General features: G+C 35.9%; 19 protein-coding genes. 16 read left to right on the plus strand and 3 right to left on the minus strand.

Features of this window, described 5'->3' with window-relative positions; genetic code table 11:
• The first annotated feature begins 20 nt into the window (after positions 1-20).
• From ACU5DF_RS11245 to ACU5DF_RS11265, 5 genes are all read left to right on the plus strand, one after another.
• Positions 21-2,213, plus strand: coding sequence for an McrB family protein (locus ACU5DF_RS11245; RefSeq protein WP_446712914.1), 2,193 nt, complete (start codon positions 21-23; stop codon positions 2,211-2,213).
• Positions 2,210-3,520, plus strand: a complete 1,311-nt coding sequence (locus ACU5DF_RS11250; RefSeq protein WP_446712915.1) for an McrC family protein — start codon at positions 2,210-2,212, stop codon at positions 3,518-3,520. Before ACU5DF_RS11245 ends, ACU5DF_RS11250 begins: the two co-directional genes overlap by 4 nt.
• Before the next feature lie 383 nt (positions 3,521-3,903).
• Entirely contained in the window at positions 3,904-4,638 is a 735-nt protein-coding gene (gene pnuC, locus ACU5DF_RS11255; protein WP_446712916.1) for a nicotinamide riboside transporter PnuC, read from the plus strand.
• The gene (locus ACU5DF_RS11260; RefSeq protein ID WP_446712917.1) at positions 4,635-5,369 is read left to right on the plus strand and encodes a nucleoside phosphorylase; all 735 of its coding nucleotides are present in this window, start codon (positions 4,635-4,637) and stop codon (positions 5,367-5,369) included. Before pnuC ends, ACU5DF_RS11260 begins: the two co-directional genes overlap by 4 nt.
• Before the next feature lie 130 nt (positions 5,370-5,499).
• Entirely contained in the window at positions 5,500-6,183 is a 684-nt protein-coding gene (locus ACU5DF_RS11265; protein ID WP_446712918.1) for a Crp/Fnr family transcriptional regulator, read from the plus strand.
• Between the two features lie 135 nt (positions 6,184-6,318).
• On the opposite strand, the gene ACU5DF_RS11270 is transcribed toward ACU5DF_RS11265, so the two are convergent.
• Entirely contained in the window at positions 6,319-7,077 is a 759-nt protein-coding gene (locus ACU5DF_RS11270) for an HAD-IIB family hydrolase (protein ID WP_446712919.1), read from the minus strand.
• Between the two features lie 252 nt (positions 7,078-7,329).
• Here ACU5DF_RS11270 and ACU5DF_RS11275 point away from each other — a divergent pair, with 252 nt between their 5' ends.
• Positions 7,330-7,761: a LysM peptidoglycan-binding domain-containing protein gene (locus tag ACU5DF_RS11275; protein ID WP_446712920.1), complete on the plus strand. Its 432-nt coding sequence runs from the start codon at positions 7,330-7,332 to the stop codon at positions 7,759-7,761.
• Positions 7,762-7,871: 110 nt separating this feature from the next.
• Here ACU5DF_RS11275 and ACU5DF_RS11280 read toward each other — a convergent pair whose 3' ends face one another.
• Positions 7,872-8,678 (minus strand): crotonase/enoyl-CoA hydratase family protein, encoded by an 807-nt coding sequence (locus tag ACU5DF_RS11280; protein ID WP_446712921.1) that lies wholly within the window; start codon positions 8,676-8,678, stop codon positions 7,872-7,874.
• A gap of 125 nt (positions 8,679-8,803) precedes the next feature.
• Between ACU5DF_RS11280 and yciA the strand changes: the two genes are divergently transcribed.
• The 10 genes from yciA to efpL all read left to right on the plus strand — a co-directional run bounded on the left by yciA (position 8,804) and on the right by efpL (position 21,194).
• Positions 8,804-9,214, plus strand: a complete 411-nt coding sequence (yciA, locus tag ACU5DF_RS11285) for an acyl-CoA thioester hydrolase YciA (protein WP_446712922.1) — start codon at positions 8,804-8,806, stop codon at positions 9,212-9,214.
• Positions 9,215-9,461: 247 nt separating this feature from the next.
• A complete protein-coding gene (locus ACU5DF_RS11290) occupies positions 9,462-10,022 on the plus strand; it encodes a TetR/AcrR family transcriptional regulator (protein ID WP_446712923.1) in 561 nt (186 codons plus the stop codon).
• Positions 10,023-10,176: 154 nt separating this feature from the next.
• A complete protein-coding gene (locus ACU5DF_RS11295; RefSeq protein WP_446712924.1) occupies positions 10,177-10,752 on the plus strand; it encodes a glutaredoxin family protein in 576 nt (191 codons plus the stop codon).
• A gap of 2 nt (positions 10,753-10,754) precedes the next feature.
• On the plus strand, positions 10,755-11,441 hold the full coding sequence (locus tag ACU5DF_RS11300) for a TVP38/TMEM64 family protein (RefSeq protein ID WP_446714228.1): 687 nt from the start codon (positions 10,755-10,757) through the stop codon (positions 11,439-11,441).
• 489 nt (positions 11,442-11,930) lie between these two features.
• Positions 11,931-13,496 (plus strand): sensor domain-containing diguanylate cyclase, encoded by a 1,566-nt coding sequence (locus ACU5DF_RS11305; protein ID WP_446712925.1) that lies wholly within the window; start codon positions 11,931-11,933, stop codon positions 13,494-13,496.
• Between the two features lie 129 nt (positions 13,497-13,625).
• Positions 13,626-15,311: a methyl-accepting chemotaxis protein gene (locus ACU5DF_RS11310; protein ID WP_446712926.1), complete on the plus strand. Its 1,686-nt coding sequence runs from the start codon at positions 13,626-13,628 to the stop codon at positions 15,309-15,311.
• A gap of 92 nt (positions 15,312-15,403) precedes the next feature.
• Positions 15,404-16,285, plus strand: coding sequence for a sulfite exporter TauE/SafE family protein (locus ACU5DF_RS11315; protein ID WP_446712927.1), 882 nt, complete (start codon positions 15,404-15,406; stop codon positions 16,283-16,285).
• A gap of 158 nt (positions 16,286-16,443) precedes the next feature.
• Complete coding sequence (locus ACU5DF_RS11320) at positions 16,444-18,459, plus strand: tetratricopeptide repeat-containing diguanylate cyclase (RefSeq protein WP_446712928.1); 2,016 nt, start codon at positions 16,444-16,446, stop codon at positions 18,457-18,459.
• Positions 18,460-18,545: 86 nt separating this feature from the next.
• Positions 18,546-20,564, plus strand: coding sequence for a tetratricopeptide repeat-containing diguanylate cyclase (locus ACU5DF_RS11325; protein ID WP_446712929.1), 2,019 nt, complete (start codon positions 18,546-18,548; stop codon positions 20,562-20,564).
• Between the two features lie 63 nt (positions 20,565-20,627).
• Complete coding sequence (gene efpL, locus ACU5DF_RS11330) at positions 20,628-21,194, plus strand: elongation factor P-like protein EfpL (RefSeq protein WP_045102109.1); 567 nt, start codon at positions 20,628-20,630, stop codon at positions 21,192-21,194.
• 59 nt (positions 21,195-21,253) lie between these two features.
• Here the strand turns inward: efpL and ACU5DF_RS11335 are convergent, their stop codons facing one another.
• Complete coding sequence (locus ACU5DF_RS11335) at positions 21,254-22,429, minus strand: threonine/serine exporter family protein (protein ID WP_446712930.1); 1,176 nt, start codon at positions 22,427-22,429, stop codon at positions 21,254-21,256.
• Between the last annotated feature and the right edge of the window lie 67 nt (positions 22,430-22,496).

A 22,496-nucleotide genomic window follows, 5' to 3' on the forward strand; every position in this document is an offset into this window, starting at 1 on the left:
TATGTTTAAAGGGAATTGCTGTGGCTAGATATTGTGGTGATAAAAACTCGATTAATTTGATTAATGTAGTCAATAATTTTAAAGAAATTTGTCTATTGAATGGTGGCTCGTTGTTTACTGATGGATCTATTTGGACACAAGAGTACTGTAAGGAGCTCATTGTTCATTTTGTCGAAAACTTAGATGAAGGTGACGGTGATTTTTTTGAAAAATTAGAAACGCAGTTAATGGATGCATCGCCACAAGCAAAAGCATTAGCTTCTGAAATGCTTTGGTTTATGTTTTTGTGCCCAAGTAATATCGGACCTACATCTAAACGAAATAGTATTGAAAGGATTTTTTCTTGGAGCCATTTCGAATTGTCTTCAAGCACAAAAGAGCAATATCTTTCTGATTTAGTATTAACAGGTATTGGTAGTGCAGGTACTGCTTATAACACGGGTCGCTGGCGCGAACTTGTTTATATGATTCGAATTACTAACGCGCTTTGTCTATTAAGTAAAAATGAGAAAAAGTCACTTTTAAATGATCATCTCCAATTTTCAGAATGGCTAGAAGCTATTCCTGAGAATGAAAGTCGTCAGCTACGTCATATGTGGCTTTATTTATTTTTTCCTGATGAACATGAACGTATTTTTGGCAATACAGATAGAAGAGAAATCTTAACCAAGCTTACTAATGTTGATAGTAGAAAATACAGGCATATGAGAAGCAAAGAAATAGATGCCGGACTCTTTGAACTAAGAAAACAGTTGGAAGCAGAGTTTGGAACAAAAGAACTTGATTATTACGTTGAACCATTACGTTCAAAATGGAAACAGCCTAAGAGTGCTTTAGAAAATGAAATAAAAGAACTGGGACAAGAGTATGACGTGAAGCCTAACGATGTAAACCAAACATTAAATACAATCCTTTACGGCCCTCCAGGTACAGGTAAAACATACACCACAATCAATAAAGCATTGCAGATTGTAGCTCCTGATTTTTATCTTGAGAATAAAGACAACCGTAAAAAATTGAAATCTCGCTTTGATGAACTTTTGAATAATAATCGCATTGGATTTGTGACTTTCCACCAAAGCTTTAGTTATGAAGATTTTGTTGAGGGATTAAAGGCAGATAGTGAAAACGGTGCGTTAAACTACACTGTTGAGCTGGGAGTATTTAAAGCTATTTGTGAAAGAGCAGGATCAAGCTCGAATACAGTAGTCTCTGTTGATGAATTTGAAACTTCTTTGTTAAAACTTCAAGAAAGCTCTGAAGAATCAGAGGAACGTTTAGTTTTAACAACGATTAGAGGTAAACGGTTTGAGATAGAGTATTCTGGTGGAGGGACATTTAAAGTGTTCCCTGACTCAACTGAAAATGCTGATCCTAAATATGTAGCTTCTATTGCGAATGTTAGAAAACTCTATTTAACAGGATCTAAGCAAGGTATTTATAATTCTTCTTATGTTGAAGGTTTTTTGCTTTACTTGAAAAAGCAGTGTGGATTAAAGGAATACACAGAACAAACGAATATAAAGAATCAGAACGCAAAACCATTTGTACTTATCATCGATGAAATTAACCGAGGTAATATCTCTAATATCTTTGGTGAGCTAATTACATTGATTGAACCAAGTAAGCGTAGTGGTGGCACGGAATCTTTGTCTGTGAAGCTACCATATTCAAAGGAAACGTTTTCTGTACCATCAAACTTGCACATCATTGGTACGATGAATACCGCAGATAAATCACTGGCACAGCTTGATATCGCACTTCGTCGTCGCTTTGAATTTGTTGAAATGATGACAAATTACAAGCTACTTAAAGGGATTCCTGATATTGAAGGCATTAACGTTGCTAAGCTTGTAAAAACCATGAACCAACGTATTGAATTGTTGTATGACCGAGAGCATACCATTGGTCATAGTTTCTTTTTACCGTTACTTGATAACCCAAGCCTACAATTATTAGCAGAGATCTTTGAGTTACAGATCTTACCGTTATTAGAAGAGTACTTCTTTGAAGATTGGGAGCGTGTAGGTCAGGTACTTGGCGATCATTTAAAAGAGAATCATGAGTTACGTTTTATTGTCGAGCAATTTGATAGTAATGATATTGCAGAGTTGATGGGACCTGATTGGGAAATACAAGGAATACAGCCTTATTGCCGTAATCAGGAAGTATTTAAAAACCCTCAAGCGTATATCGGTGTTTATACTCGATGATAAGCAAAAAGAGCAATCCTATTGTTAAGGTGCGTGAGTTTGGTTTGTTGCTCAATGGAGGCGACAAATCAGACATTGATTGCCATTCAATAACGAAAAAGGCATTTGAATGGTTATTAGTGAACGGACAAAGTGCTAATGAAAAATCCGTTGAATTAGTTAGAGTCAAAAAATACGGCAAAGACATAGCACTTCAAGTGGTTAACTATGTTGGAGTGTTAGAAACACCTTGTGGCACTCGTATTGAGATTCTACCGAAGATATCAGAGCAAGATGATTCAGAGGTTGCGAAGAAAGTATTATTAAAAATGCTTTCAATGGTAAACAAACTGTCTATGCAACAATTTGAACAATCTTCTTTAAAAACAGTAAAGCAGCCATTGTTTGAGGCTCTGATAGGGTATTTTTTAAAAGAGGTCGCTGATGTTGTTAAACGTGGTATTCGTAGTGAGTATAAACGTGTAGAAGCAAAAACACCGTATTTGAAAGGTCAACTTCAAACATCAAAGCAGCTTCGTGAGCGTCCGGGGTGCCAAAATCGTTTTAACGTATCTTATGATCAATTTTCCTCTGACCGATCAGAAAATCGATTAATACATTCAGCCTTGAAGCAAGTGCTTAAATGGACGAAGAGCAACGAAAACCATCGTTTAGGTAAAGAGTTATTATTTGTCTTTGATGAGATCCCACTATCATTGAATTATTCTTTAGATTTCAGAAAATGGTCAGTTGACCGTTCGTTAGTTCACTATCGGAGTGTGAAGCCATGGTGTGAGCTAATTTTGAGTTATCAATCTCCAATTGCTTTGTCTGGTGCGCATAAAGGGATTTCTTTTTTATTTCCAATGGAAACTCTGTTTGAGCGATATGTAGCGATAAAATTGCAAAAAGATCTACCATCACATTTGAAGTTAAAAACACAAGCAAGTAGCCAGTCTTTGGTTTCTCATACTCCACCTAATGCAGAGAAAGAGCAGGGATGGTTTAAATTAAAGCCTGATATTGTGATTAGTGAAAAGAAAACTAATAAAGTGGTTTGTGTCGCTGATACTAAGTGGAAGCGGATATATGAGAATCAAAGAACAGCTAAAGAGAAATATGGAATAAGCCAATCTGATATGTATCAAATGTTTGCTTATGGTCATAAATACTTAGAAGGCGAGGGAGTGGTGTATTTAATTTATCCGAAGCATTCTCAGTTTAATAATTCATTAGAAGCATTTAAATTTAGTGAAAAGTTAACGGTTAAAGCAGTCGCGTATGATTTAGGCTTTGAACAGTGTGATATTTCTATTAGTAATGGTTAAGGAATGTTCAATTCCCGAAAAATATGAGAATGAAAATGCTGAATTCCTAGTCGATGATATTAGAGAAGTATCTACCAGTGGGTTTTATCGTGTATTTGGCAATATCGATAAATTAAATTGATGAAAATCGATAACCATTAAGTATATAGATAGATGTCCACAATAATAAAAATGGCGATGCGTGATGTATCGCCATTTTTTATTATTATCTTATTGGTTTTAATTCAGCTCAGATCGGCAGAAGAAATTGCATTAAGTTGTTATATTTAATGCTCAGTATATAAAAATCAGATGAAGCTCTATCATGAGGGGACAAATGTCCTCCTTGTTTTAGATGATACTGCTTTATGATTTTGACACTGACAATAATAAAGGATAACAACATGGACCTACTTTCCCTATTAGACATAAATAATACGCTAGTCAACATTCCAATTGGTGGTGGCTATGCCATGAGCTGGGTAGAGGGCTTTGGCACTATTTTTGGCTTATTGTGTATTTGGTTTGCAAGCCAAGAAAAAACTATAAATTACGTTTTTGGTTTACTCAATGTCACCTTGTTCGCCGTCATCTTTTTTCAAATACAACTTTATGGCCTGTTATTACTTCAGCTTTTCTTTTTTTGTGCCAACATTTACGGTTGGTATGCATGGACAAGACCTAACTCTAGCGGAGAAATACTTGAAGTTCGTTGGTTAAGTAAATCAAAACTGTTGGCCATATCAGGAAGTAGTATTCTAGCTATTGCCTTACTTACTATCTACATCGATCCATTCTTCTTTGCATTAGCAACAATTGCTGTTGATAGTATGAATCTATTTGGTGCCGATCTATCTCAACCTATTCTAGAACCTGATGCATTTCCATTTTGGGATTCGAGCATGACCGTTTTATCTATCGTCGCTCAAATTTTAATGACTCGTAAGTATGTTGAAAACTGGATGCTTTGGATAGTTATTAACATTATTAGCGTTGGCATTTATGCAACTCAGGGTGTGTTTGCGATGTCAGTTCAATACTCAATCCTTATGTTTATCGCCGCTAATGGTGCTCGTGAATGGGCTCGCACAGCAAAAGAAAATCGTAATGAAAAACAAGTAGAAAAGGCAATAGCATGAGTAAACAGCCACATATTTGCGTTGATGAGACTCAAGTAGCCCCTTATGTCATTGTATGTGGGGAGCCTGATCGAGTAAATCGTATTGTTGAGTTGATGGATAACATAGAGCTACTTGCAGAAAACCGAGAGTATCGAGTATTTAATGCTCAATATAAAGGCACCACGATTACTGTTTGTAGTACAGGGATCGGCGCACCATCAATGATTATTGCGGTTGAAGAGTTAAAACTATGCGGTGCTACACACGTTATACGAGTGGGCTCTGCTGGTGCGATGCAAGATCATATTAAACTAGGGGAATTGATAGTTGCTGAAGGTGCAGTGCGTGATGAAGGCGGCTCTAAAGCGTATATTCGTTCTGCTTATCCAGCCTATGCGAGTTTTACTTTATTAAAAGAAATAAACCATTTTTTAGAGAGTCAATCCGTAAAATATTACTTTGGGGTAGTTCGGTCACACGATAGCTTTTATACCGATGAAGAAGAGCAACTCTGCCAGTATTGGAATAAGAAAGGCATTTTAGGTGCAGATATGGAAACCTCAGCACTATTCACTGTAGGGAGACTTCGTGGGCTACAGGTTGCTTCTATTCTTAATAATGTCGTTCTTTATCAGCAAGATGTGAAAGAGGGCGTTAATCAATATGTTAATGATAATGAAGCAATGATGAATGGCGAAAGGTTAGCCGCTATTACCGCATTAGAAGCACTATGTAAGCAAGGAGCATAGAGTAATTAAAATAGTGCTTTAGAGAATTAAAGCGATCTAAAGCACAACTTATGGGCAAAAGACTAGAAAAAGTTGTGTTTAGAGTTGGATCTAATTAACGTTGCAGCCATTGTTTCTAGATGAGTTCATTATGAAAATCAGTCCTTATTCTTCTGGTCGCTTTTACTCATTTTTAGCCAGTAAAAGTAATAAATTTAAAGAGCTGCTTTATCAATGCCAAGTAAGTACGGGTTATGTTGATGTAGGTACAGAAATACTTCGTCAAGGTGAGGCGCTAGACTACATTTATGTTGTTCCTGGTGGTCGCGTATCTATGAGTATTTTGGCTCTTAATGGACGACGATTTCAGCTTGGTGAGGCTAATTGTGATTATCATATTTTTGGGGAAATGGAATTTTTCACTCAAACGCCTTGTCAGTGGACAGTCGCAGCTGATGAGTATTTGCAAGTAGATACAATTTGCTTAAAAGCATTGACGAAGGCCTTGTATAAACAGCCAGAGATGATGTTCTTTTTTGCGGCAGCGCTAGCAGAAGACTACCAATACTCAATGGATATTTACACCAACCGTTTATTGCATCCTATTGCGTATAATATTGGATATGACTTATTAATGCAGAAAAGTGGTGTAACTGCGGCATTAGGGAGTTTTGATAAAGTACTCCAAGAAGCAGAGCGATTTGGAACGTCTGAAAGAGTATATCGAAGAGCGGTTAAAAGCCTAATAGATAAAAATTTGATTGAAAAAAGTGATCAAGGTTTAGTTATTATTAATGAAGATGAATTGAGAGCTTTTTTAGAAGGGCATGAATAGAATATAAAGTCTCGGCTAAAAGAGTCTCAAACCACTCAACTACACCTCATCGACGCCATCATAGATAAAGCGCTTTAAACCAACGGCAATTACTACTTGTGATTGCCGTTGTGCTTACTAGGTTAGGAAATCGTTCTAAATTGTGGTTTCTGAACTTGTATTATTCTGCACCGCAATATTTTGCCAGTATATTAACCCTTCTAATACGCCTTCAGCATGAGAAGCATTGCTTGTATACACGTGATTGAACTCAGACAAATGAGCGACTTCGTTATAATGATTTGCGACTAAAATGGCGTTAATACCGGGCATGGTTAGCATGCTAGTATCATTGGCTGAATCTCCTGCGACACAAACCTCTTCAGCAGTCAGATTGTATTTTTGCATGATGTAGTGAATGGCTGTGGCTTTGTTTATCCCCTTTGGGGTGATATCAAGAAACCAGTCGTGGGAATAGGTGATGTCAACATTAATCGATTGTTGTGCAAGTGCCGTTGCAATCGATGAATATTGCTTGTGGTCAAGTTTTCCCTCAAAAGTGATCTTATAATCGCCTTGATACGATGGATTACACTCTCCTAAAAACGTGATGTCTTGCAAAGCGGTTTGTATTGCCGATTTATTCCATTTGTCTTGTAATTGGTGTTGCCAACGTTCATCTGCAATTAAATCATAGTCATAATTAATACGCGTGCCAATATCACTAATAATACACCGTGGTTTCGGGTAGTTATGCGTAGTTAATCCTTCTTTAATAGAGGGTAGCGTTCTTCCTGTAGCAATAATAAAGTGCAGTTCGGGTTGTGTATTTAGGTACGCTGAAAATTGATCTACACCCAGTGGTGATCCGCCATTAATCGTACCATCGAAGTCGCAAACTAGCATTTTTATCATGGTGATCCCCTATTTTTTGGTGCTGAGAGAAGCGTACTGTTTTTAAACGAGTGTACTGTTCAATAGTTGTGTTTAGTGTGATCTGAAATTATCTGTGTGTATAGTAAATGGTCTTTAAAAATACTATATGATCACAGATAAAAATTTTTAAGATTTAATTGTCAATATATAACCATTTATTACTTGTGCGCACATCTTATTTTTATGACAATGGTTGAGGTTATTTGGCAAGTAGATAGTAGAGAGGAAAATATGAAACAGAAAAAAAATATTATTCTGCTAGCGTCACTAATGTCTTCATTGGTTCTTACTGGTTGTGCCTCAAATGATGAGCAAATTACTCAGCAAAAAAGTCAGATAGAGCAAATAAATACACTAGAGTCGAAAGTAAGTACGCTAGAGTCTCAAGTAAATACATTAGAAACTGAATTACAAAAACAGAAAAGTACAGACAGTGAAATTTACCAAACAGTGCATAGACTCGATGTAGCACAACATAAACTGAAAGAACAAGCGCAGCAACAAGCTGATGAAGCTATTATGTATTACATGATCAAGCAAGGCGATACGCTATATAGCATCGCAAGAGATCATGGCATTGCTTTAGAGGATATAATTCAACTAAACCCTCATATAGTGAACCCTAAACGCTTGCTTATTGGTGATCTTCTTAATGTTAAGTGATCATAGGTAGCAATAGAGTAGTGACACCGTAACCTTATTGCTTGTGCGATAGAGAGAGCATGTTGATTATAAGATCAACATGCTTTTTTGTTATTTAGATAGCTATGAATTTACCAAAATCGCTGCCTTACTTTAAACAGGGGTGATGCTTTCTTCTTTAATGCATATTGAGCCTGAACAAAATTTCGGCCAATAAGGATCCGAATTTGGCTATAAGTTTCATAAGCGAGTAGTTTCCATTTAGGCGCAGTCCAATAACGATTATAAATGTGTTTAGTTGCCGCAATGGCATCAGGAGAGGTTCGAGCAAATTGTTGGCTAAGTTGTATCGCAGCTTCTAATGGATCGTCATTAACTTCAGTAATTAAACCATATTTCAGCGCAGTCTCGGCATCTAATTGGCTAGCGCACATACTTATTCTCATGGCTTGATCTTTCGGCATTATCTCTCTTAAGGTTAATGAACCTGCCATATCAGAGGTTAATCCCATTTTAGATTCCATAATAGATAGATTTGCTTTAGGAGAGGCGATTCGAAAGTCACCCCCTAGTGCAATTTGTAACCCTGCTCCCCAACAATAGCCCTCAATAGCAACAATGACAGGAACAGAAAGGTTACGCCAATTTGCACTAACTTGTTGCGCTTTATTCGCATTACCTGGCCAGAGTTTGAAGAGTAATTTCATAGCATGCGATTTTTTCTTCATAATAGAGGCGAAATCGAGCCCTGAGCTAAAATTACCTCCACTTCCTGTAAGAATAACAGATCTAATGGTTCGATCTTTTTCGATCTGGCGACTAACGTGAATTAATTCGTCGAACATAGGGTAATTTACGGCATTCAATTTTTCTGGGCGCTGTAAACGAACAATCATAATGGTGTTTTGTTGCTCAACATGAATGTGGTGGTAGCTCATAACAATCCTTTATTGGTTTAACTCCTCCTACCAGTATAGTCTAGAAAGTAAATTATGTTGGGTTACACTCGAGTATTTGGAAAATGTGATAGAATTCACAAAATCTAATCATGTAGGATATTATTTTGCGAAATTCAGTAAAAACAGACCAAGTACCTAAAGGACAACTTCTTCTTAGAACACTTTCTATGCCAGCAGATACCAATGCTAATGGTGATATTTTTGGTGGATGGATCATGTCACAACTAGATTTAGCAGGTGCGATTTTAGCTCAAGAAATCTCAGGAGGGCGAATTGTCACGGTTTCGGTATCTAGCATTACTTTTAAAAAGCCAGTAAAAGTAGGAGATGTGGTGTGCTGCTATGGGGAGTGTACTAAAGTAGGAAGAACTTCAATGTCGATTGATTTAGAGGTTTGGGTAAAGCCAATTAAGGAAGATGAGGTCAGTCACCGTTTTCAAGTATGTGAAGCGACATTTAATTATGTGGCAATTGATTCAGAGGGAAAACCTCGACCTATACCAAAATATTCATAATTAACTACATTGGTATTAAGTAGAGCCTACAAGGAAACTTTTATCGTGAGCTCTGTTTAACATCAAAATAGGCGAGCTAATACTAATTCAAATCAGTGTATGCATCTTTGTTGTTAACATTTTACTTGAATTGGTATAGCTCAAATAAAGTCACCTGTTAGGTCAATTATAGTAGCATTAGCCCTCGATTTTGAACTAAACAGTTTATTTTGCTATTATTAAAGAATTGAAAAAAGGAGAGTGATGTATGAAAGAAGACAAAAGAATCAACGCATTACAAAAAACCATAGAGCTTTGTGCATTACATGGTTTTCATGGCACCAGTATGGATAAAATTACCGCAGCAACTGGCCTATCAAAAGCAACCATCTATAAATACTTCCAATCAAAAGAAAATTTAATTACTAGTGCTCTAGGACTGTTTAGTGAGCAATCATTGACGAATGTAAAAATACTTTTTGAGAATACAGATCTGACATTAGAAGAAAAAATCGCCCAACGCTTTAAAGGCCTTGCTGGCTGTATAGATGTAAAGTCATTTAATGGTTGTTACTTTCAACTTGCTTACAGTGAATACAGTAATGAAGACCAAGGGATAACCGAAGTCAGTTTACAATACAAACAACATACTCAAAAACTGCTTATTGAGCTGTTGAACAGACACCATATTGATAACGCAGAGTTAAGAGCAAAAAAGGCAGGGCTTATTTTTAATGGTTTACTTGCCTCGTTACAGTTAACAAAAGATCCAACACTTATTGAACTAGCTCATCAAATGTTTTTAGAGACTATTATTAAATCTGAATAGTGTAGCTCCAAGCATCAATATAACGACTATTATTAAAGTTACAATGTTGTTTAAATTTGTTTTTTAATCGTTGACTTATTTTAAAATTCGTCTAAATTAAACTAAACAGTTCAGTTTAATTTGAAGCCAGTCATAATTAAGTAGGGATATATCAATGAAGCCAATTAAAATTACACTATATCGTTGGGCAGGCAGCTGGGGACCATTTAAGGTCAATATTCCTTGTGGAGAATGCACATTAACCACAGATATTCTTCAAGACACTTTTGAGACAGAGCTTGCAGGTATCCCTATTGAGTTAGAAGTTAAAGATTGGCTATCAAATTGGTGGGAGCCTTTAAAGTTAAAAGCATGGCATGCCCCAATTATTATTGTTGAAGATAAAGTGATAAGCGAAGGTGAAGCGCTTAATCGCGGAGTTCTTATCCAAGCTGTTATAGCAAAAGTAGCAGAGCGAGATCAAATTAAAGGAAATGTAGTTTTTGGAAAAGCCACTTGTCCTTTTTGTGTTAAAGCCAAGGCTGCGCTTGATGCGGCAGGGATTGAGTATACCTATCATGACGTAGTTAAAGACAGTGCGGCGTTATATAGAATGATCCCAGAAGTTAAAGCTATTATTGGAGAGAAAACTCCAGTGACAGTACCGCAGATCTGGTTAGATGGTAAATATGTTGGTGGTTTTGATAATTTAACTAAAACAATAAATACTGACATTAAAGAAGAGGGTTAATGATGAATAAAAAACTCATAGTATTAATGGCGTTATTGGTTTCATTTGCGATTGTTTATTTTAACTTTGGTCATTTACTGACATTAGAACAAATTAAAGGCTTCCACCAAACGCTTCAAAGTGACATACAAGAGAACCTATTCTTTTATAGTGCCGCTTACTTTATCGCCTATGTGGTTGTTACCGCATTATCTATTCCCGGTGCTGCGGTAGTTACTTTATTAGGTGCTGCTTTATTTGGGTTCTGGTGGAGCTTATTACTGGTTTCTTTTGCCAGCACTATCGGAGCAACCATTGCATTTTTGAGTAGCCGTTATTTATTAAGAGAGTGGGTAGACAGTAAGTTTAAAGATAAATTAGTGCCGATTAACCAAGGGGTTGAAAAAGATGGAGCGTTTTATCTACTGACATTACGCTTAATTCCTATTTTTCCATTCTTTTTGATTAATCTTTTAATGGGATTAACGAAAATCTCGGCAGGGCGATTTTATCTCTTTAGTCAATTAGGAATGTTGCCAGGCACCATGGTATATCTAAATGCAGGTACTCAGCTCTCAGAGATCACATCTTTGTCTGGTTTAGTTTCTCCTCAGATCTTGGGTTCACTGGCTTTGCTTGGTTTATTTCCAATTATTATTAAATTTGTGATTAATACTATTCAGAAGAATCGCGGACAGTTAAAAGAGTAGTAAATAAGCAGTAAATCATAACCAAAGCACTGCCCAAGGGTGGTGCTTTTGTTTTTCTAGATGATGATATAAATAAGGCTATTTTACCCAATAAAATTAAGTGATAAAAATACTTTTTAAAATCAATAGATTAAAAAGAGTGAAAAAATTATGGTAAAAATAGGTATTTTTAGGTATCTAGTTGTTGTAACTTATTTTTGTGCTGATATTCTATTGTTTACTGCCGCACAGGCAGCTTAGAAAACAAAGTGAATATCGCCCAACAGAGTATTTACGTTTACTGCCGCACAGGCAGCTTAGAAATTAAAGAAAACACGTAGAGTACTAGATGCCTTATTCACTGCCGTACAGGCAGCTTAGAAAACTTACCATAAAATCCCAACATTTAGTTAATAGACGCCTGTTTTTTCACCTATGTTGCAACCTTTATTGATTTTTTGTTACATTATTCCGTATAATGTACCAATGATTTTTATTCGGTTGTCTGTAATGAGCTATGTAGTACGCCCTGTGTTGAACTCTAAATATGCATTACCAATAGTTGTTTTTATTATTGGTCTTATTTTGACGCTATTAGCGGCATCTCATGTAGTAAAAGACAATCGAAAACAGGCCTATCAAGAAACAGTTAATTACTCAGAGCGCCATGCCAATCGAATAAAAACACAGATACAGCAAGATGTGTTTTTCTTGGGGGCATTAGCCAGCCTAGTGGATGAAAACTCCGATTATTGGATAAATCAATTTGATAGTGTTAGTCAACACATCATGTCTGGCAGTTCGTCCATGATATCTATTCAATGGTCACCCCATGTTAATCTTACTCAGATTGAGGAACACAGAAATAAAATAAAAAGTCACTATGAAGGCTTTACGGGATTTAATTACCATGAAGGGGCAGAGAAGCGTTTTAAGAAGCTGCTAGATCGTGGTTTCCCTCTTTACATGGTGTCACAAGTATATCCTGAGACTGGAGCTAATAGCTCAATACTTGGCTACTACTCAGTCAGTGATAGGTTTGAGGATACTTTACTTAAAATGAAAACAACGCAACAACCTTTTTTAAGTGATCGTGTTTTTCTATTACAAGACTCATACAATAGAAAAATTAGTGAGGTTGAGCGTCAAAAGAAACAAAATGGTTTGTTGATGTATTACCCAGTTTTTAATCAAAATAAGAGTCAGTTACTTGGCTATTTTATATCAGCCATTCAAATTGATGCATTCTTTGAGAAATACTTAACATTAGATGCTGTAAAATCTAGAGGTTACCGTATTAAAGTATTTGATCATGGCCCCTCAGGTAGTGATGATCCTGTTTTATATCAAAGTAAAGCGTGGGTAGAGTTAGGAGAAACCATAGAAGTTAGTCAGCTTATTGATATTTATGGTCGACCATGGGAAATCCAATACCAAAAATCGGTGTTACGTACATTTAGTTTTACATCAAATGCGATAATTACACTTATCTGTGGTGTGTTTATTTCCTTGTTAATTGCTTGTATTGTTCGATTCAGTTTGCATTCAAAAGAAGCACTAAAGCGAAAGTTAGCGAAAAGAACAAAAGAACTTCAATATTTGGTGGAGCACGATACTTTAACGGGTGTCCACAATCGCTATGCGCTATGCAATCATTTTGAAATCCTGATTGAACAACAAATTAGGTTTAGCTTAATCGCAATAGACGTAGATAAATTTAAACATATTAATGATACCTATGGTCATTGTGCAGGGGATACTGCATTAAAATATGTAGCAGAAAGAGTGAAAGCAGTTATCTCCTCAGAAGATATGTTAGCTCGTATGGGAGGGGATGAATTTAGTATTTTAACAAGAGTTACAGATAAAAATCAGCTAACAGATATGTGCGACAAGATCTGTAAAGCGGTTAATGTTAAACCTATTATGTTAAAAGATATTGCAATACCGATAACGATTAGTATTGGTGCCAAACGTTGTCACACAACTAATATTGATGATCTGTACCATGAAGTAGATCAAGAGATGTACAAAAGCAAAAATAAAGGAAGAAATGATTTCTCTATAGCGGTATAGCTCCTTGCTTGTTAATACACGCGATCTATATGTTTAAATAATGTGATACTTGTTAGGTTTATTTGTTTGTGTTACTGATATTTCTGTATATTATAATGAGATAGTATGCTGTATTTATCAGGGTGAAATATGAATAAGTTACCAATGAAAGTGAAGTTTTTTTTAATTGCGATTATTCCAATGTTGCTTGTATTAATTGTGTCACTATCAATTACGGTTAGCTTGCAAAAAGACGCATTAGAGCAAGAGGTTAATAACTATCAAGATGTGTTGCTCAGTGAAAGAAAAAAACAATTAAAAGATAATGTATTGGTCGGTAAGGCAGTAGTAGAAGATATTATTACTAAACATGGCGTGACAGAAAAGAGTAAAACATTGGCTTTAGAAGCACTTGTTAACGCTCGTTTTGGTGAGGCGGGTAGTGGGTATTTTTTCGTGTTTGATGGTTCAGGCACTTATGTAGTTCACGCTGAAAAACGCTCAATGATAGGTAAATCAGGAATGGGATTAACGGATCCTAATGGAGTTAAAATTGTTGTCGGGTTACAAAATGCGGCAAGAAATGGAGGTGGTTTTGTACCATACGTTTATGAAAAGCCAGGCTCTAGCTCTCCACAACCAAAAATTTCCTACTCATCTCCAATCAATGGCTCAAAATGGTTTATTGGTGCTGGTGTTTATATTGATGACATTAATACTTCAGTTGCCAATTATAGAGAAGATGCTCAGCAGCGTTTAAGGCATCAAATTAAGTTAGTTTTACTATGGAGTATTGGCCTGCTAATCATGACGATTGTAGTGATGAACTATGTTGCTTGTAAAGTAACTGCGCCACTTCGTAGCATGCTGTCAACATTTGAAAATATTGCTAATGGCGAAGGAGATTTAACGTCTCGAGTTAATGCAGAAGGTAAAGATGAAATTGCTCAGTTAGGACAAGCTTTTGATAAATTTGTATCAAAACTTCATGGGATAATATCAGAAGTATCAGCAACGACAGGTCAGGTATCTCAAGCTGCAATCACAATTAATCAGCAAACGGATCATTTAAAATCTCAATTAGAAGAGCATAATCAAGAAACAGAGCAGGTAGTAACTGCGGTTACAGAAATGAGTTCAACAGCTCATGAGGTTGCTCAAAATGCAAACCAAGTATCTAATGCAACCAGTGATGCAAATAAAGATGCAAAAGAAGCTCAAGATAAAGTGACTATATCTACTGAATCAATTAATTCGCTAGAAATGAATGTAGAAAAAACCAGTCATCATATGGGCTCGTTACATGATCAATCACAGAAGATAAATGGTGTCCTTCAAGTTATTGGTGAAATTGCAGAACAAACAAATTTACTAGCATTGAATGCTGCTATTGAAGCGGCTCGAGCTGGTGAGCAAGGACGTGGTTTTGCAGTAGTTGCTGATGAAGTGCGTAATTTAGCAAGCCGTACACAAGGCAGTACTCATGAAATAAAAGTCATGCTTGATGAGCTTCATCAGTTTGTTCAACAAGCAGTTTCTTCAATGAATGAGAGCCAAGCAACTTGTGGTCTTGTAGTTAGTTCATCATCTGATATTAGCTCGGGTCTTAATGCAGTAAGTAACGCCGTCGAATCTATCAATGATATGACTGCACATATTGCAACAGCAGCGACAGAGCAAAGCTCGGTAACAGAAGAAATCAACCGAAATTTAGTTTCAATTCGTACTATTGTTTCTTCATTAGTTGAGTCAAGTTATGATTCAAGCAAAGTGGCGAATGAGTTAACCGATGCCGGCAATCAGTTACAACAATTGGTGAAACAATTTAAGTTATAAGTGATTTAAAACAACTAATGATAGAATAACTCACTAGCACTACAATATTAATTGAATTAATATTCGGTTTTTATAAGAACTTGTGAATTATTATGACCATTCTATTTTTACTACAAGCAAGTCTCGTTGTTGGAGGCTTGCTTTTTCTTTATATGCTAATCTCATTATGGCGTCGTAAAAGAGAATCAGAAAAAAACACGAATGTGATAGCAATTGGCCTTATCGGTGGTTTTGCTAATTTCTGTGACACATTAGGTGTGGGTAGTTTTGCTATTAAAACAGCAGGCTACAAGCAATTTAAACTGCTTGATGATAAAGATCTGCCAGGAACAATGAACGCCCAAGCAACAATGGCGACCGTTTTTCAAGCCTTAATCTTTTTAACTGCGGTAAATGTAGATTTAACTACCTTATTGAGCTTAATTGTGTCTGCGTGTGCAGGGGCAACGGTTGGTGCGCGTTTAGTTTCTAATTTTGATCGACAATTGATCCGTTTAATAATGACGGGAGCATTGTTTATCGTTGCATTATTAATGTTCGCAGGTCAGTTTCACCTTTTCCCATTAGGGGGGGATGCCCTTGGTTTAACAGGGGAGAAGTTAACAATCGCTATTATTGGTAACTTTATATTTGGTGCTTTAATGACAGTTGGGATTGGTTTATACGCACCATGCATGACAATGATCTATTTATTAGGAATGAACCCATTAGCCGCTTTTCCAATTATGATGTGTTCATGTGCTTTCTTATGTTTTTTCTCATCAGGGAATTTTATTAAAAAAGAAGCCTTAAACTCAAGAGCGGCTTTAGTAGTGGCAATTACAGGTTCTATTGGTGTATTTATCGCGGCATTTATTGTTAAGTCATTGGATGTTGAAATGTTGTCATGGTTGGTCTCTTTTGTCGTTTTATACACCGCAATCACCATGTTTCGCTCATGGCAACAAGGGCGAGAGAGAACTGTGACTAATTAGTGATTAAAATGTCTGAGATTTCATTTATATAAATATAAAATCCTGCTTTCGAGCGGGATTTTTTATGCGATTAAAATAAATCATTTAAACTTAATGCCATTTGGTATAGAATTGCAATCAGTATGCTATACCTATGAATGGGATGTAAATGGATGCGCATGAAAAGTTTGAATAACATAAAAATAATTACGATCTTTATTGTTGTCTCTGTCGTGACTTTTTTCCTGATTTTACGTCCCTTTCAAATAGAAAAGCCTAAGCCTATTGCTACTGAAGCGGTCCCAGCTTTTATGCCTGATCATCAATTATTAATGCTTCCTTATGGTAGCCGGGTTCTTGCTTTGCGTGATTTATCTCGAAGTGATGCAAAGCGAGCTGCGATGATGCTTAATCTGATGGATGAGAAAGGGATCTTCGGTCGAGAGTCAATCTATCGTGTTTATTATTTTATGGTATTAGGAAATATAGCTCTACATAAAGGTGATGATAATAAAGCAAGGTATTATGCTCAACAATTAAAAGAGTTTGCTAAAAATAATAATATGATTTGGGTGGAGGCTGATTCTTTAGTTGAGCTTGCTATTGAACACCTTAAAAAAGGAGAAATAGAAAAAGGGATCAATAAAGCGGAGTATGCTATTGAATTAGCAAAAGGTATTAACTATGAATACTTATTAATTAAAGCCTATAATACAATAGGTGCTGCTTATAATATAAAATCACAATATTCAAAAGCCTTATATTACTTTCATCAAGGGGTAAAGCTCGCAGGATCATATCCTGAGCATATATATAACAGTAAGTTGATATCTAATTTAGCCCTTATTTACATTCATTTGCAAGAGTGGGATAAAGCATTAGTAAATATAGATAAAGCAAAAGAACTTTATAATATAAGTATGCTTAATGAATTGAGTGTTCTTGGTATTTTAGATATAAATGCATCCTATGTGTATTTTAATTTGGAAAATGCAAAACAGGCTCGTAAACATTACGATATGGCGAAAAAAGAGATAACCACTTCTGACTCTGTACGATTAAATGCATTACTATTAAAGGCATTGTCTGAATTGTACTGGCTTGAAAATAATTATAAAGAGGCCTTGGTTACTGCTAATCGTTGTATTAATTATGATGGCATTAATACTGCACCACTGCAAAAAGGCTTATGTTTAAAAATAAAGGCAAAAGTAGATCTTGAATATAAAAATATAGATGATGCAATCGAAAGTTTAGTTGAAGCAACAAATATATTTACAGTAATTGAAAGTAAAGTCTATCTTAATGAAGTGTATGAATTGCTATCGACAGCTTATGAAGAGAAAGGCTTTCCAATATTAGCGCTTGATTATTACAAGTTGTATTCCAAAGGTAATGAGCGTATTTTATTTGATCGTCGTCAGAGTGAAGTGTTTCATTTAGAAGAAGAATTTAATACAGAACAAATTCAAAAGAACATGAAATTAATTAATACTCAGAATGAGCTTAATAATTTGTATGTAGAAAAACAGCAACTCAGAACTCGTATTGTTTCTACTATTGTTATTCTTGTCGCTTTAGGTTTGTTTAAACTGGTTCGACATAATTTTAGTATTGTAAGAGAAAAAGAAGCTTTGCTTGAGCAGAGCACTAAAGATGCATTAACAGACTTAAACAACCGACATTATTATGAAAGTGCAATCCAACAATTAGATCAAAATAAAGCCTTTTATAGAGATAAATACTTTACTGTCGCGATTATCGATATTGATCATTTTAAACGAGTTAATGATACCTATGGTCATGATGTTGGAGACAAAGTATTGATTGATATTGCATCATATATGCAGTCGATTATTGCAGAACCGGATGTTTTAGTGCGTTGGGGAGGTGAAGAATTTGTCTGCCTATTTATGACCTCTGGAAATAATGATTGTGAGATAAGGTTAAACCGATTACGCGTAGCCATTAGTCAATTAGCAATCGCGATCAGTGATAAAGAGACATTAACGATTACGGTATCTATTGGCGCTCTACAAAATTTAATGATTGATGATGTGATCCACAGAAACACAGAATCACTTCGTTTAGCTGACCAATACCTATACCAGGCGAAAGAAGAGGGAAGAAATAAAGTGGTCATATTCTCTCATGGGGTGGATGAGCAGAAAAAAATGGCATTAAGTGTGTCTTAATGAATTTTACATTGCCTTTCTTGTAAACTAAATAATAGCATTCAGTACGAAATGCAGCATAGACGACACTGAGCGGGTGAGTAAGAATGAAAACAAATAATAACTTAAAGAAAATCAGTCTGTTTATTTGTGTATCTGTGGCGATATTTTTTTATATATTACGTCCATTTCAGTTGATTGAACCAAAACCAGAAAAGAAAGCAGCAGAGAAACGTTTCCTACCTGACGATCTATTAAAAAATTTACCTTATAGTGTCGATATTCTTAATGCAAGAGATATATCTTATAGAGATGCAGCGATGGCTCTGGAAAAGGTAAATCAGCTTGATGCAAAGGGAGTATTTAATCAGGGGGCCATATATCGTACTTATTATTTCTTGATCTTAAGAAACATAGCCTTACTTGAAGGTGATAGAGATAAGATAAATTATTATAATGTAGAATTAAGTTTATTAGCTAAGAATCATGAATTTCCTTGGCTTAAAGCAGAGCTGATTATTGATGCTGGTATTGAGTTGTTCAAAAAAGGAAAAATGGATGAGGGAATATTATTAATTGAAAAGGCTATAATGCTTTCCAAATCAGTTAATTATAATTACCTTTTAGTTAAAGCCTATAACACGCTCGGTGTTGCTTACAATATTCAATCTCAATACGTAAAAGCATTAGAGTATTATCATTTAGGGATAAAGCTTGGTAGGGATTACCCTAGCCACCGTTATAATAGTAAACTTATTGCCAATCTTGGTTTGATATATATTTATCTTGAAGAGTGGGATAAAGCCTTAGATTATATTGATAGATCTTCGTATTTATATACTCAATCTAAGATTATTGATGGTGTTAGTATAGTGATCAATAATGTTAATCTGTCTTATATTTATTTTAATCTAGGTGATGCTGAAAAAACGCGTATTTATTATGATAAAGGGGCGAGTCAATTAGATTCAACGGAAGATGTTCGTATCGTAGGATTAATGCGAAAAACAGAAGCGGATACGCTCTGGATCGAAGGTAGATACAAAGAATCATTAGCCGTTGCAAACCGTTGTCTACAATTACCTGAAATCGAAACAGTACCACAACAACACGGCCTCTGTTTGATCGCAAAATCACGAACTGAAATATATTTTGGAAATATAGAGATTGCAATTAAATCTTTAGAGTTGGCATTAGAGCGACTTGAATCTATTAATAATGCTTCTTATGTGATTAAAACGTATCAATTATTGGCAGAAGCTTATGAACAATCAGGCAACACTGAATTGGCATATAAATATTTTAAACTTTATGCAAAATTGGATAAAGATATCTTATTTGATCGTCGACAAAGTGAGGTTTATCACTTAGAAGAGCAGTTTAATACAAAGCAAATTAAGAAAAACATGGAGCTAACGAACACTCAAAGTGAGCTAAAAACACTTTATGTTGAAAAGCAGAAATTAAGAACCAGAGTGGTTGCATCAATCTTGATTTTAGTCGGCTTTGGTCTGTTTTTTTTAATTCGTCGTAACTTTACTATTGAAAAAGAAAAAGAGGTATTAGTAGAGCAAAGCACAACAGATGCACTGACGGGATTAAACAATCGTCATTATTACAATCATGCACTTAAAGAATTAGAGTTAAATAAAGCCCTTCATGAGAAGAAAGTCTTTACTGCTGCCGTGCTTGATATTGATCATTTTAAAGCCGTGAATGATACTTATGGGCATGATATAGGTGATGCTGTTTTACAAAACGTTGCCGCACGTTTAACGGCTGTGATTGATGATTCAGATATATTGGTCCGTTGGGGTGGTGAAGAATTTGTTTGTCTACTGCCAGAATCAAAATTCTATGGCTGTGAGGTTAAGCTAGAGCGTTTACGAATGGCGATAAGTCAGTTACCGATTAGCATTGATCATATTCAGAAAGATCTAATAGTGACCATTTCTATTGGAGCAATAAAAAACCTTACCATTGATGATGTGCTCTATATTAATAAAGAGTCTCTGCAATTGGCTGATGAGTGCTTATACCGTGCGAAGCAAGAAGGTCGAAATCGAGTTGTATTTGAGTCAAAAGAACAGCTAAACAGAGATAAAATACAACTTTGCAGCACATAATTATTGGAGATATAAAAAGTTCATGGTATTTTTCATCTACCAATTATTTATGGATTTTTTATCATGCCAAAGGCAAGTGACATTAAAAAAGGTTCAGCAATTGAACTGAACGGAAAAGTATTTTTCATTAAAGAAATCAGCAAGCTAACACCAAGTGGTCGTGCTGGTGCATCATTGTACCGTATGCGTATGTACGATGTAGCAACTGGTTTAAAAGCAGATGAAAGCTTTAAAGCAGATGAAGTAATTAGTCTTGCTGATTTTAGCCGCCGTAGTGCAACATTCTCATACATTGATGGTAATGAGTATGTATTTATGGATGCTGAAGATTACACGCCATATAGCTTTAATAAAGAAGCGATTGAAGAAGAGTTACTTTTCATTACTGAAGAGACTCAAGGTCTACAGGTTCTAATTGTTAATGAAGCACCTGTAGCTATTGAACTGCCTTCTTCTGTTGACCTTGAAATTGTTGAGACAGATCCTTCAATTAAAGGTGCATCAGCAAGTGCTCGTACTAAGCCTGCAACCTTAACAACAGGTTTGACAGTACAAGTTCCTGAGTATATTGCTAATGGCGAAAAAATCAAAATTAACACCTCTGAACACAAATTCATGAGTCGTGCTTAAGATAGATTGATAGCTTAAAAAGAAAAGGCCAGTTATTTTTAATAGCTGGCCTTTTTGCTTTAATCTCGTTCTATTTTAGGTGAGTAAATTGAATAGGCAGTTACTTGTCCTGCAACAATAGCGGAGAACATAAAGAGGGCAGATAAACCAATACTTGGAATGGGTAATATAGAGGCTTCAAAAACACTTTGGCTTGCACTAACTAACACTCTGCTACCTGGGACTAAAATAATGATCCCCTGCATAATAAAAATAATCCCAGTTAGATTTAATTTTTTTGCTATCCATGTACCGTATAATGTGATTAGTACAGTGGTAACCCAGGTGCCAACGACCCATCCGCCATCAAAGCCCAGATAAAAGGGACCCCACATACCCAATACGGCAACAGGGAGGCTATAAATCATATCTTTTGGGCGAGCTTTAAACATGACGCCGATAGAAAATGAAATAATAGGAAGGCCGATAATTTGCAGCCAAATAGGGAATTCATTTTGATAATCTGTATATTCAGGAACTCCCCATAGCGCTTCACCAACATGTAATCCAATGATAATACCAATAAAGAGTTTAATCAGTGTTAAGAAGCATTGACCAAGCAAACTGGTTCCTGAAACAAGATCATTGAAAGCTAAACACTCTAGGGCATTCGCAATGGAGAGGCCGGGAACAAAAAGGACGATAGCAGCAATGCAGAGAGCCAGAACGGGTATGGGGATACCAAGACTGGCAATGAAAGTGACAATCAAAGTAACAATTACGGCGCTAAAAAACTCAACAGCTAGACTACGACGTTTAGTGCAAACTGCTTGGCAAGCCCAAACGACAAAACCAAGTAAAAAGCTTACCCATAATGCTTCATAAGTTGAGCCAACTAACATTAAGAAAGCAGGAGGGATAAAGATATTGGCAAGTGCAACAACCCAAGTAGGAAAATGAACACCTTCAGCTGGTGGCGGTGGTGTCTCACTGAGTGGCTGTTGTAAGCGGATGATGGTATTGGCTAGGAGCCCTAAGTCAATACTTGCTGGTTTATGCCGTTTTAAGATTACAGCGTTGTTATCATCAGGAAATTGATAATTAATAGCGGTAGGTGTTGCTTGGATCATACAGTTTACACCATGCTTATTGGCGTAAAACATGGTGTAGCGTTCTACTTTATAAGGAGCACATCCACAGCGGTGTAGTGTATCTCCAATATCGACAATCCTATTTATTCTATACTGCGAAGGCATGTCCATGTTCCTAATTTAATTATATATAATCCATCGTACAGTTTATCAAAATTCCTTTAACAGTACG

It is taken from the genome of Aliivibrio wodanis (assembly GCF_052920805.1).